We start from the raw sequence: 12,935 nt of genomic DNA on the forward strand, positions 1-12,935 counted from the left end.
CAGGCCTGCAACCAGACAGATGACCACGGCAAACTTATACATCATACATTTCATACAAATTCTCCATTAAATGATTATGTTCCCGAAAAAATCTGTGCAAAAAACTGCCATCCCCGGCGATCAAACCTGCTCCCGGTCTTCAGCACCGGGTCCCGGGTATTTACATCGTAGTCGTGATCCCACCATTGAGCGCCGACATAAAAGGTAACGTTATATCCCTTATACGTTGCCCGGGAGACGACCTGAGCAAGAGTCGAAAGGAAAAAGCCATTCTCTTCCGGGGTAATTATATCGATAAAGCGTTTCCCCTGAATTCCAAATTCAAATTGCGTGTTTTCTGCAATTTTGTAATTAGCACGCAAAATAGGTACATTGAGGAAATAGGTAATATTATTATCACGATATTCTTCAGCAATGATACGAGAATCCAGGGCCCGTTCGAGATTATCACCGATATCATCGTATACACTGTCGATATCACCGTCGGGAACCCCCTGTTTGCCGTCATAATCCATTCGGAGATGAACTTCCAGATTACGAGGATCATGATCGGTGGGGCCATCGATTTCTTTTGACATGGCTAAAAGCAGCTTGTACTGGGGAATTATTTCGAGTCTGTTGAAAAACTTGAGAAACCGGCGCCAATCGGCATAATCGGTTTTAAAACCGAATCGGTAACTCACCCTATTGGTGAAATAAAAATCACCGATTGTCCGGTCGTAATAGGGTTGCCAGCGGGATTCGAATATTGTCCGTTTTGAAATATCATCGTAGAAACTGTAGGTTGTCAGGAACTCATCATCGATTTCGAACCGTTTCTGTGCCCCAACCTTTGCCCGTACGCCATACTCGAAATTTTTAATATTATTGTATATCAAACCACCTACAACATTACCGACAAGGGCTTTTCTGAAATTAAGTGGATCGATATAGTAATAATAATTAACGAGATATTCTCCTCCGGAATTCCGCCCCTCCGACCGAATGGCGTCATTACGAACAGCATCCCTGATATACCGGATTTCACCACCGATATCATACATTATTCCCTGACTGCGCTTGAGGATCTCATAGGTACCGGTTGCATATCCTACCAGAGATTTTCCCTGATAAAAATCCCGGCCGTCATCAAAATCAATGTCGGTTTCTCGCCAGTCCTCGATCCCGTTGAGATCATGGTCGAGTACCGACTCGTAATATCCGCCTACATCGACTTTGAAATCTGCGGAAGGACTCCACCGGAGATTGAGATTACTCCCTCGAATACCCTGCGTCTTAATGCCGTTGGAGGTAATGAAATAGCCCACCGAATGCCCGAAATCAGGAAGAATATCATCATCTTCATAATCGGGAATACCATTATTATTCAAATCAATTCCCAGTTCGAATACCGGCGGATCGCTGCTGAAAAGAAGAAAATCTTCCCTGAAATCCGGCTTACCATTTCTGTTGCGATCGTCCTTCGATGCAATGACACCATCGGGATCATCATAAATAGTCAGCATTTCTGTAGGAAGTTCAACAAGCTTTGGCCCCACAATCGTGCCGTCATCTAATCTAACTTTGTACGCACCATCATCATAAAAATCACCTTGGTCATCGGAACTCTGATCGCTGGGATAACGGCGTCGGTCACTTTCCACAAAAGCATCGTTATCATCGTTATCGTCGATATTATTCCAATTATTCGAAAGGGGCTTGGGATAGGAGAGATAATCTGCTATTCCGCTGTCTTTATAGGTAGTCTCCTTGAAATATCGGCTGGCCTGAAGATTATCGAGGTTCGTTTTCCAATCGGGAGAGATATAATAGAAATCACCGCTGAGCCCGAGGTTTCTCCCGATTTCTCTGTCGGCTTTCATGGTTCCGATTAGGCGTGTGGTCTTTTCCCTGCTTTGATCGCTACCCGGCAATTTGTCTTCACGCTGATTAACCGCGACTTCGCCGTTGAAGTTTACACCCCTCAGTTCACCGCGGAAATCGACTCCATATGTCACCGAGGAAATGTTAATTCCATATTTATAGCTGTAGGTGTTGAAATTATATACTTCACGTGCCCGGCCGGCGTTATTCAACAGATTTCGTATCCGGTTTTCTTTGTTGACCGCATTTTCAAAAACGCCCTTTCTCATGGAAAGAACTTTCGGCGATTTCCGGATATACTGACCAAAATAGGTTGTCGAGAATGCCCGCTCATTTAGCGCATTATTGTCCTGATTGTCAATCCGAAGTGGTTCACCGCCGGGATTGTAGATATCTTCGATAGTCCTTTCGATATACTCATATTCAACTTCACCGGTCTGGGGATCCTGTTCCCCTTTTATCGCAAGAGGTATGCTTTTGCTTGTAGATACAAATACAAGGTAATTGCCTGCCACTGCGTATTCGTAGCGAACCTCTTTGACTTTATCGATGGATAAAAGCGACTGCTGTGTCCCTTTGAAATACCAGTACTGCGGATCGATCCTGAATCCGACAATGATCGGCGCATGACCGGACTGGGGACGTGCAACAGGGAGCGAAGCCGGAAGGAGGATCGAGTCACGGGAGCCGACATAGACCTGCCTGAAAATCCCCTGATAGGTCGGACGAGCTTGAACTTCTTTCCCATTCACAAACATCCGGACATCATCAACATATACACCGGCATCATTGGTATCCAGCGGGGTCAGGTCCGAAAATTCAAAATGGATCTCTTCAGGCATCCAGACATCGGGAACATCCCCTCTGAACCATTTCTCACCCTTTTTCACATCGGTAACATGATGATTTATATACGTGAGTCCAACATCAACCTTGTTGGCGATAGTGTTCTGAGCATGAAACGACCAGAGCCAGTCGATATCACCGAAAGGCGATTTACCTGAAAAATCCCGTGTGCCTTTTATTCCACCGCCCGACGAGGGGTTATAATATTTGGCCTCAAAACTTGAATCGCTGACAGGATATTCAACAAGCGATGTGCCACTCTTATCCTTTTTTGCTAAAAAACCGGGCCTGGTTCTGGACAACAAAAATGAAAATTGAAGCCCGGTTGACCACCAGTCAAACCGTACTCCGTTAAAATTGGTTTTGTTAAAGGTAAGGGGAGTAAATTTAGTTGTTATCTGATCGCCGATTAAAAAAGATGTTTTATTACCGCCGATGGCATCCTGAGTAATAACCAGGTTTGAAAATTTCTCAAAGAAATCTTCTTTCTGGAATTCAAGACTCTTGGAATAATCCATCGAATCATTAACACCTTCCCATTCACTATTAAGCCGTTCCGCCTTATTCTGCAATTCATAGAGATGGACACCGTCGGTAATATGCTCACCGAAATTATCATATAAACCAATAACATCCCGCTCTATCTTTAACTTATTATAGGTATCTTTTCCGTAATTTTTATAGAATGTTTCCTCTTCTTCCAATTTATCAGTCAGAGACTGAGCATGGATAGAGAGGGCAAAAAAAAGAAATGAAACTAAACACACTCTCAGCCACGCGACATGATTTTTTTTCATTCGCTTACTCCTTAAAATTTCCCAGCTCTAATTAAGCATAAAAGATACAGGGGTGAAACACCGGCACGTCTTACAGTGAAAATAAATTATGAACCTGGTTTTCCTTATAATATTATATAAGTATTTTTTTTCCGCTCTTGTTTTTCCTGTTTTATTGAGTAATTATATAATTTCTATCTAACTATAATAAGGAAAGTTATGAAAAATATCAACACTGTTTACGAGCATTTTTTTGAGTACACTCATTTGAATACATTTATCAGATCAGGCCTGTTTTTCCAAAAAATCAAAAGTGTAAAATAACTTTTAAGAAAAACGATGCCAAAAAGTGTCTGTTTATTTCTTATCTTTCTTTTTTTCTCCAACCAGGGCCCTGATAGTCCATTCAGCCCGGATACTGTCAGCCTCTTCGATAATATCGGCCACAGAGAAGTGCGCCGCCTTAATAAACCGCACCTTTATGGTCCCAACCGGCTTCTCAACCCACCCGAGCGTATCACCCTTTTCATCACGCACAGGACGGTCGGGCTTAAGGACCTCAAGCATTTCTCCCTGTAACAGTCTATCTTCCTTTCCCAGATTGATATAAACGTCGTTGCCCTCACGAGCCAATATGGCGCCTTCCATATACTCCTTTGAAACTTCTTCAACAACAGGAGCACCGGTTTCGGTGTGCCGATGAACCGCAAACTGAACTTTTCTGGCAAAATGATGCATAACTGCGCCGGCGATGCTCCGCTGAAAATATACAGACCCAAAAGGCGATCGGGCCATATAATGAAAATTCAACTCCGGGTTGTCCTGTTGAAAGGAAAGGTACATCTTAAACCCTGCATCCTTTTCTTCACTGTCGAGATCAAGTGTTTGAATTCTCTGTCCGTTCTTTGTCTCATAAATATCAATCTCCATGGCAATATCGGCAGAATAGGACTGAAGCCCTCCCATGACGGTAATGCCTGCCTGCTGATGAGTCGAACGGTTGAACTCATTGGTAACATTCATCGGCGCATCGGTATTTAAAGCCCGTTTTACCACACTGAAACGGGTTACTGTACCCGTAAGTGCATAATCAGCACCTAAAACCCCGGCAATGCGAACAATGCTCGAAGGCATCAGATAATCGTTCCGTTTCATGGCGCTTTTCTTTAATAGAGCGCAAACAGTATCGAAGGGAACACATACTATAGAAGAATCTCTTTCTCCGATTGTATCCAGCGTAGTGGAATACCACCGGGGAACATCAACCGTGAGATCCCAGGTATCCTTTAATTCAACTTTATCTTCGAAAGGAAAAAAGAAAACGGTTGTCCGAGCCCATGCATTAATAATGATTACAAGGGGCAGAATAAAAACCCATTGATTTAACTTGAAATGTACTCTATTCATGATTGCGGTGCGCTGTTCTCCCTTTGCTTACTTAAATTAATATACAGCATTTTATTTTATAGTTGTAGTACTTATAGTGCAGGTTCCGAAAAAACCGGTTAATGCCTTGCGAAACTCCCCTCACCTAATGCAAACATAATAATGTTGGTAATCCATTCCATCATGCTCTTTTCGGGCTTCCGGGATTCCTGCGGAAAAGCAAGAACATCTTTTTCTCTGTATCACTCGGTGAGAAGAGGGCAAAAGGACTGTTTATTTTTACATCCTAACCCCTGTTCTTCACAGGGAAGGACATTGGAATCCGGCATACGTATTGACGGTCCTGGAGTTCTTTCCCTGGGGGCATTGCTGCCTGCCTCAACTGCCACCTCCGCCTTGTCAAGATGCCGGCAATACCGGGTTTCCTCAGGAACACGCAACTGTTTTTTCCAGTTGTCATCATCAAAATCAGGCGCACGGCCGAATTGGTCGATGAAATACCTTTTTACAAGCTCTTCAACAACTTTTTTGCTCCGTTCGTACTCTTTCTCCCGTGCTGCATAAGCTGCGTTTCCAAGAGCAATCAGAGCAACCCCTTCGGATTCTCGAATATCTGATTCTCCTGTAACCCGAAACATTTTTTCCGGAACCAGTTACTTTCTGAGATTCCCTCAATATAAAATCACGATAAATCCGCCGGTGAATTGCAGGAGTGACTGCATGGTGTGTCTTTGGCTTCTGTATCGGCGAATCTTTTGCTGTTTGTGACATATCAGCTGTTTGGGTTCCCGCACGGCGCGTGATGTATGATGGTGCAGATTGTATGCCGGTTTTCGACACCGTACTTTCGGGCAGAGCTGTTCCCTGTGAAGTATCAACCGAAATCGAAAGTGTTTGCACCTCAGCAGATCCGGTGGCAATCTCTTTTATCCAGGTTTCACCGTGGGAATCAACGCCCGGGATTGTATGATGCCCTTCCGCAGGTCGCTATTGCGGGAGGTTCAGCAGTTTACGGGCTTTGGTGATCTGCCGTTTCACACTTCTAAGGCCGGTTCCTCCTGGAATATTTCTCAGAGCGAGCGCCTTATCCCAGTTGAGTTGCCCGGTGATATCCTTGTTAAACTGAGGGGAGAATTTTTTCAGTTCCTCCAGAGAAAGCTCGCTGATCATAATCTTGTTTTTAATGCAATGGGATACCAGGGCGCCAACAATCCGGTGTGCCTCTCTGAAGGGGACCTCTTTTTTGGTAAGATAATCGGCAATATCGGTAGCAAGAAGCAAGGGATCGAGATTGTCGCGAATCTGCTCCTTTTTGACGTGCAATGTAGTAACGACCCGTGAAAAGACCAACAGCATGATCGTAATCTGACCAATGCTGTCGAATAGCGGCTCTTTATCTTCCTGCAAATCTTTATAATAGGTAAGACCAAGCCCTTTGAGTGTTGCGGCAAAGGAGGTATAATTGCCCAGGAGCCGTCCGGCTTTTCCGCGGAGCAGTTCGAGAGAGTCGGGATTTTTTTTCTGGGGCATCATGCTCGAGCCGGTCGACCAGGAATCATCAAGCTCGATATACCCGAATTCCTTTGAGGACCAGATAATCAGGTCTTCGGCATACCGGCTCAGGAGAATGCCCAAAGATGCTATGACAGAGAGTGTTTCGAGAACAAAATCGCGTGATGCAACGCCATCCATGCTGTTGTCGGATATTTCGGCAAAACCGAGTTCTTTAGCCAGAAACTTTCGGTCGACCGCAAAACCGCTTCCAGCCAGCGCGCCCGACCCTAAAGGCATGATATCTGCCATAGCCAGAGCATGTTCGCCCCTGCTTTTTTCCCTCTGAAGACTCCAGAAAAGGGAGAGCCAGTAATGGGACATAACCACCGGCTGCGCCTGCTGCAGATGAGTATAGCCGGGCATGATAACATCAAGATCGCTCTCTGCCCGGGCGCAGACGACCTTTTGCAAAACAATGATTTCATCGATGATTTCACTAAGGGATTTTTTTACATATAAACGCAGGTCGGTGGCCACCTGATCGTTGCGTGACCGGCCGGTATGAATCTTTCCCCCTGCAGCTCCGATTTTTTCACTGAGAATCCGCTCGATTGCCATATGGATGTCTTCGTCGCCCTCGGTAAACCTGATTTTTCCATTTTTATGGTCCCGGAGAATACCGTTGAGTGCAGAGAGGATCTTTTTTAATTCGGCCGACGTAAGTATGCCCTTTTTATGGAGGGCTCCGGCCCAGGCACGGTTGACCGCAATATCTTCTTCGATAAGAATCTTGTCAAAGGCAAGTGAATTATTGAACAGTTCCATCAACATGTCGGTTTTTTTGGAAAACCGGCCGTCCCACATTTTCATGTTGTCACTCCCTTGAGTTTCATTTGAAGATTTTTTCGGCCGTTCCAGAAATTTTCATCCAGAGTAAAGGCCAGTGAAAAAGCTCCGGCATTGGTGACAGCATCCAGGCGATCGCCGAAATTAAATCCGATAGCATCCATAGCAGCCCGGCCGTCACTGACAAGCATTTTCAGATGGCCCCGTCCTACAATGCGGGGAGCATAGCGATTCGTCAGATTCCTGCAATAGAGCACCGGACGCATATTACCCGGACCATAGGGCTCCATCTTTTTGATATGCTCCATAAAATTCGGATTGATATCGGACAAGTATATTTCGGCATCCGCATTGACAACAGGAACAAGATCCCTGCCGGCGAGCATCTTCTTTACTTCTTCATTGAATGCCTGCCTGAATTTTCCGATATTCTCCTTTTTTATTACCATTCCTGCAGCAGCCTTATGCCCGCCGAATCCTTCAAGGAATCCGCCGCACCGCGTCAGGGCTTCCATGAGATGAAATCCACTGATGCTTCTTCCCGATCCCCGCGCCAGACCGTCTTCACCAATCGAGAAAAGGATGGTGGGACGGTGAAATTTTTCTACAATCTTCGAAGCGACAATACCGATCACTCCGCAATGCCACCGTTCATTACCCGCAACAATACCAAAATCATTCTCCGGATCACAGGATTCCTGTACCCAGGCCACGGCTTCTGCTTCAACCCGGCTGTCGAGTGACTGACGTTCCGAATTGGTTTCAATGAGTTTCTTTGCATAGAGTCGCGCTTGAGGACGGTCTTCGGTAAGCATGAGTTCGACTCCCCGCCGCGGATCTCCAAGCCGCCCGGCAGCATTAATACACGGAGCAAGTGCAAACACCGCCTGAGAAGTCGAAATTGCTTCACCCTCCAGCCCACGCTGCTTGATCAGGGTCCGCAGTCCCAGATTTTTTGATTTTGAAAGCTGTTCAAAACCGAATTTGGTGATTATCCTGTTCTCTCCTGTCAAAGGCACAATATCGGCGGCGGTTCCCAGTGCCGCCAGATCCAGGTACTCCACCCACAGATCATCGGAAAGAGAGCTGGAACGCACAAGCGCCTGGCACAGCTTGAGCGCAACACCCACGCCCGCAAGATTTTTGTCAGGATAGGCGCATCCCGGCATTTTTGGATTAATACGGGCAACAGCATCGGGAGAAACCTCTTTTGGCTCATGATGGTCGGTGACAACAACATCGATACCCAGCGAATTCGCCAGGGATATTTCATCGCATGCATTGATACCGCAGTCGACGGAAATGATCAATTTCGCTCCTTCCGCCGCAATCTGCTCGATTCCGGTTTTAGAAAATCCGTACCCGTCGATAAGCCGGTTGGGAAGATAATACATGCAGTCGGCTCCAAATTTCCGGAGGAGCCGAACCATCATGGCCGTCGAGGTAACACCATCAACATCATAATCACCATAGACCGCGATTTTCTCTTTATTGTAAAGAGCCTTCTGGATACGGTCGACCGCCTTGCGCATCTCACCGAAAATAAAAGGATCATGCATCTGCCCAAGAACAGGATTGAAAAAGTGATGACATGCCTCGGCGCTTTTAAGCCCTCTCGAACAGAGTATTGATGCTATGGGACTGGGAACCGAAAGCTCCCGTGCCAGATGATCTACTTCCAGTGAATCGAGCTGCTTAAGAGTAATCTTTTCGATCGCCGGTGTAAATTTCATTATGAAACCCGCGCTCCCGAGGTTATGGGTGATTCGGGGCTTACCAGTATTAATGATTCTTCTTCCGAGGCTGCAAGGAGCATTCCCCTCGATTCGACTCCCATCAGTTTCGCAGGTTTAAGATTTGCTACCACAACCACCTGTTTTCCAGGCAGGGATTCGGGGGTGTACTTTTCTCCGATACCGGCAACCACCTGCCGCAGCTCAGAACCGATTTGTACCTGCAGTTTAATCAGCTTGCGGGATTTTTTTATCCGTTCGGCGGTTTTTATTATACCGGCCCGCAGGTCCACTTTTCCAAAGGTTTCGATATCGATCTCCGGCTTTGTTTCAAGTTTCGGGGATACGGCACCTGCCGTTTCACCCACACTGAAAAGATCTTTAAGAAGTGAAACATCAATAGGAACTGCCAGTTTCTCGGTTTTGTTCAAACCGGTGTTCCGCAGAGAAAAAGCATAATCCGACCAGGAAAAATCAAACCCGAACTGTTGTTCGATCTTTGCGACAATATCGGGAACCACGGGCTTGAGAAAAACCGCAAGCGCTTTGATCAGATTTGCACAGGTAACCATTACCCGGGCGGCACTCTCCCGGTCGGTTTTTATCAACTCCCAGGGCTTCGTGTCCTGATAATACTTGTTTCCCCGATTGCCAAGGGCATGGACCTTTTCAATCACCGCTTTATACTCGACAGCTTCATAGGACGCCTTGATCTCTTTTGCAGCCTTTTCGACTTCGGCGGCAATCGATTCGTCCCACTCAGCATCGGGTATCGATGAATCGAAATACCGGTCGCAGAATATGAATGTCCGGTGATGAAGGTTTCCGATATTGTTAACCAGGGTGGTATTTGCTTTATTACAGAATTCCTCACTGCTCAAGTCGATATCTCCGGCATGACTCGAGAGTTTCGAGGCATAAAAGAGGCGAAGATAGCCGGTTGCCTGGGGGTGCTCCAGTTTCTGGGCAAAGTCGCGGGCCAGAACAAAAGTCCCCCGAGTTTTTGACATCTTTTCACCTTCGACAGTGAGAAAACCGTGTACAAATATTTTCTTCGGCAGATTGAATTCTGCACTGTGGAGCATGACCGGCCAGAAAAGCGCATGAAAATAGACAATATCCTTGCCGATAAAGTGAATCACATCCGTACCGCTCTTCTTGTCCCAGAATGTCTCGGTCTTTTCGCCGTTATCCTTACACCACTTTTCGGTTGATGCAATATACCCGATAGGCGCATCGAGCCAGACATAAAAATATTTATTCTCGGTATCCGGGATTTTAAAGCCGAAATATGGTCCATCACGGGAGATACACCATTCCCGCAACCCCTCTTCAATCCAGTGGTTAACGAAATTTTTCATGTCTTCGCCAAGAACCGACGTTGTATTGATATAGTCTCGAAGAAAGTCTTCATATTCACCCAGGCGTACAAACAGATGTCTTGAAGTCTTGCGAATCGGAGTACTGTCACAAATATAACAGCGAGGCTCAACAAGATCTACCGGATCATAGGTCGAATTACAGACTTCACAGACATCCCCGTACTGGTTTGCGGCGCCGCATTTCGGACAGGCGCCGATAACAAACCGGTCGGGAAGAAATCGTTTATCATGTTCGCAGTAGAATTGAGTAAGCTCTTTCTCGACGATGAGCTCTTTTTCTCTCATCTTTTTGTAGATATATTCCGAATACTTTTTGTTCTCATCCGAATTGGTCGAATGAAAAATGTCAAAGCCGATCGAAAAGGCCGCATAATCTCTCACATGATTTTCCCATGCCTCCGCAATCAGCGCTTCGGGGGCAATTCCTCTTTTGAGGGCCGACAATTCGATAGGAGTGCCGTGAGTATCATCGGCGCACACAAAAACAGCCCGGTTTCCACATAATTTCTGGAAACGTACATAGATATCGCTCTGCACCGCTTCCACCAGATGCCCCAGGTGAATATCACCGTTTGCGTAGGGAAGAGCCTGGGTGACAAGCATGGTCTTCTTTGCGGTATTTTCTGAGCCGTTATTCCGGGACTTCATTCATTTTACCTTTCATCAGAACTTCAGGTTCACACCATTCTTCAGATCCGTCGTTAAAACGCACCCGCCCGAGATTTGTAAATACATTAATATAAACAAGGGCACCGGTTTTCTTTTTTACTTGGACCGAACTGCCGAGAGGAGGAAATTTTTCAAAAACTTTATGGTATGTATTCTCTTCATAACGAAGGCAGCACAAAAGTCTTCCACAATTGCCGGATATTTTTGCAGGATTGAGTGACAACTGCTGATCCTTGGCCGATTGTGTGGTGATCTGTTCGAATTCGTTGAGAAATGCGCTGCAGCACTGAGTCCTTCCGCAAATCCCGTAACCATTGATCCGCTTTGCTTCATCACGCACACCAATCTGACGCAGTTCAATTCGTGTCCGGTACACCGATGCAAGATCCTTGACCAGTTCTCTGAAATCGATTCGCTGTGCGGCAGTGAAATAAAAGGTTATCTTGCTGCCGTCAAACTGCATTTCAACATCAACAAGCTTCATCTCCAGTTCATGCTCTTTGATTTTTGTTTTACATACCCCAAATGCTTCGATTTCCTTATTTTTATTTTCATTGAATATTTTCAAATCACCTTCGGTGGCCTGACGAATTATGCTTTTTGTCTCGCCCTTACCCCGTTTCAGCCGGACCAGCCCCCCGATAAGGGACACCCGCCCGAGATCTTTACCCCGATCGGCTTCAACAATGACATATTCATCGTTGACAAGCTCAAGTTCGTGGCGATTTCTGAAAAGAGCCTTTCGCTCACCTTTGAAGGTAACTTCAATCAATTTATCTTTTTTAGCCATTATTAAGTATCTCCATAATTGACATTATAAAATTCACCAGTACTAATGCAGTATTTCCCCGTGCCCTGACAGCTGAAATCGCCCGACGGCAACTGTTAAACAACTCCTCAGCAACGCACGGATCAATGGCGTGTTCTTTGTTAGTAATATACTTCTCAGGAGCCTCAATTCTCTGCATCACCCGCTCACGGACTGCATAGATGAAATGAATGAGCACCTGTTCACAAGCATCGAAATTATCACGCGCCGACAAAACGTCGATAACATCGGCAATTCCCATCCAGTTGTTATTCAGGCACAATTCAAATAGTTCGGAGGCCTGTTCTGCCCACTGTGTTGTGGGGTTTTCGAGAAGGAAAAGCGCTCTTCCCACCGATCCCATGGCATACCTGACCGCTTCTTCACACTCTTCATCCGACAGCGGCTTGGAGCAGAGGCGGGATATAGATTCCCTGATCTGTTCATTGGTCACATAGCCGAACCGAAGACTCTGACACCGTGAAACGATGGTCGGCAATACGGCATGGTGTTTATCGGTCAAAAGGAGCATGATAGTATTTTCTGGCGGCTCCTCCAGCACCTTGAGCATCGCATTGCCCGATGCCTTATTCATCATATCGACACAGTCGATTATGGTGACACTCATGGGGCCTTCAATCGTACCCCGTAAGATCGCATGGTTAACATCATGCAACCAGGCAACCGGAATATTAGGCACTCCTTTGGACCCGGGGTTTACATAGGGATTGTTGATCCGCTTCCGGGAGAGTTCCGCAATATGCTTCCACCCCTTTTCACTGATACCCTCACTGTCCTTCTGATCGCTCTGAAGATAGACCGGAAAGATGAAATGAAGGTCCGGATGGGCAAAATGAAGAATTTTCCGGCAGGATTCACAGGTATAGCAGGGCGCCTGCTCAGTATCGGCACAGAGCAGTCCCATGGCCAGTTCAACCGCGGCCTGGAGCTTTCCCGTCCCTTCTTCGCCGCAAAAAAGATAGGCATGGGCAAGGATCTGCTTTTCAAAAGCAGCGGCCAGGACCTCTTTGACTTTGTTTTGTCCTATCAGATTATTAAAAACAAGCTTTGGCATAGAATTACAATCAGGCTCAGGATGCCGGTTCGGGCTCAGGCTTTAAAATAATTTTCT

9 protein-coding genes are annotated in these 12,935 nt (G+C 46.1%); 1 reads left to right on the plus strand and 8 read right to left on the minus strand.

The window, feature by feature from the left end; translation table 11 throughout:
* Positions 1 to 74 precede the first annotated feature (74 nt).
* From GF401_17625 to GF401_17635, 3 genes are all read right to left on the minus strand, one after another.
* The gene (locus tag GF401_17625) at positions 75 to 3,506 is read right to left on the minus strand and encodes a hypothetical protein (protein MBD3346878.1); all 3,432 of its coding nucleotides are present in this window, start codon (positions 3,504 to 3,506) and stop codon (positions 75 to 77) included.
* A 336-nt stretch (positions 3,507 to 3,842) separates the two neighbouring features.
* Complete coding sequence (locus GF401_17630; protein ID MBD3346879.1) at positions 3,843 to 4,892, minus strand: hypothetical protein; 1,050 nt, start codon at positions 4,890 to 4,892, stop codon at positions 3,843 to 3,845.
* A gap of 221 nt (positions 4,893 to 5,113) precedes the next feature.
* On the minus strand, positions 5,114 to 5,509 hold the full coding sequence (locus GF401_17635; protein MBD3346880.1) for a hypothetical protein: 396 nt from the start codon (positions 5,507 to 5,509) through the stop codon (positions 5,114 to 5,116).
* A 185-nt stretch (positions 5,510 to 5,694) separates the two neighbouring features.
* Between GF401_17635 and GF401_17640 the strand changes: the two genes are divergently transcribed.
* The gene (locus tag GF401_17640) at positions 5,695 to 5,841 is read left to right on the plus strand and encodes a hypothetical protein (GenBank protein ID MBD3346881.1); all 147 of its coding nucleotides are present in this window, start codon (positions 5,695 to 5,697) and stop codon (positions 5,839 to 5,841) included.
* Between the two features lie 17 nt (positions 5,842 to 5,858).
* On the opposite strand, the gene argH is transcribed toward GF401_17640, so the two are convergent.
* Genes argH through GF401_17665 form a run of 5 tightly spaced genes read right to left on the minus strand, consistent with a single transcriptional unit; the run spans position 5,859 to position 12,878 of the window.
* A complete protein-coding gene (gene argH, locus GF401_17645) occupies positions 5,859 to 7,235 on the minus strand; it encodes an argininosuccinate lyase (GenBank protein MBD3346882.1) in 1,377 nt (458 codons plus the stop codon).
* On the minus strand, positions 7,232 to 8,944 hold the full coding sequence (gene recJ / locus GF401_17650; GenBank protein ID MBD3346883.1) for a single-stranded-DNA-specific exonuclease RecJ: 1,713 nt from the start codon (positions 8,942 to 8,944) through the stop codon (positions 7,232 to 7,234). Before recJ ends, argH begins: the two co-directional genes overlap by 4 nt.
* A complete protein-coding gene (gene metG / locus GF401_17655) occupies positions 8,944 to 10,974 on the minus strand; it encodes a methionine--tRNA ligase (protein MBD3346884.1) in 2,031 nt (676 codons plus the stop codon). Before metG ends, recJ begins: the two co-directional genes overlap by 1 nt.
* The gene (locus GF401_17660; protein ID MBD3346885.1) at positions 10,958 to 11,785 is read right to left on the minus strand and encodes a hypothetical protein; all 828 of its coding nucleotides are present in this window, start codon (positions 11,783 to 11,785) and stop codon (positions 10,958 to 10,960) included. The genes metG and GF401_17660 overlap by 17 nt, the downstream gene beginning before the upstream one ends.
* Positions 11,778 to 12,878: a hypothetical protein gene (locus GF401_17665; GenBank protein ID MBD3346886.1), complete on the minus strand. Its 1,101-nt coding sequence runs from the start codon at positions 12,876 to 12,878 to the stop codon at positions 11,778 to 11,780. The genes GF401_17660 and GF401_17665 overlap by 8 nt, the downstream gene beginning before the upstream one ends.
* Positions 12,879 to 12,935: the final 57 nt, after the last annotated feature.

It is taken from the genome of Chitinivibrionales bacterium (assembly GCA_014728215.1).
Lineage (GTDB): Bacteria > Fibrobacterota > Chitinivibrionia > Chitinivibrionales > WJKA01 > WJKA01.

Excerpts from the sequence above, each read along its gene's own strand:
- GF401_17625 (MBD3346878.1), bottom strand. The coding sequence starts at position 3,506 with ATGAAAAAAAATCATGTCGCGTGGCTGAGAGTGTGTTTAGTTTCATTT.
- GF401_17630 (MBD3346879.1), bottom strand. The coding sequence starts at position 4,892 with ATGAATAGAGTACATTTCAAGTTAAATCAATGGGTTTTTATTCTGCCC.
- GF401_17635 (MBD3346880.1), bottom strand. The coding sequence starts at position 5,509 with ATGTTTCGGGTTACAGGAGAATCAGATATTCGAGAATCCGAAGGGGTT.
- GF401_17640 (MBD3346881.1), top strand. The coding sequence starts at position 5,695 with ATGCCGGTTTTCGACACCGTACTTTCGGGCAGAGCTGTTCCCTGTGAA.
- argH (MBD3346882.1), bottom strand. The coding sequence starts at position 7,235 with ATGAAAATGTGGGACGGCCGGTTTTCCAAAAAAACCGACATGTTGATG.
- recJ (MBD3346883.1), bottom strand. The coding sequence starts at position 8,944 with ATGAAATTTACACCGGCGATCGAAAAGATTACTCTTAAGCAGCTCGAT.
- metG (MBD3346884.1), bottom strand. The coding sequence starts at position 10,974 with ATGAAGTCCCGGAATAACGGCTCAGAAAATACCGCAAAGAAGACCATG.
- GF401_17660 (MBD3346885.1), bottom strand. The coding sequence starts at position 11,785 with ATGGCTAAAAAAGATAAATTGATTGAAGTTACCTTCAAAGGTGAGCGA.
- GF401_17665 (MBD3346886.1), bottom strand. The coding sequence starts at position 12,878 with ATGCCAAAGCTTGTTTTTAATAATCTGATAGGACAAAACAAAGTCAAA.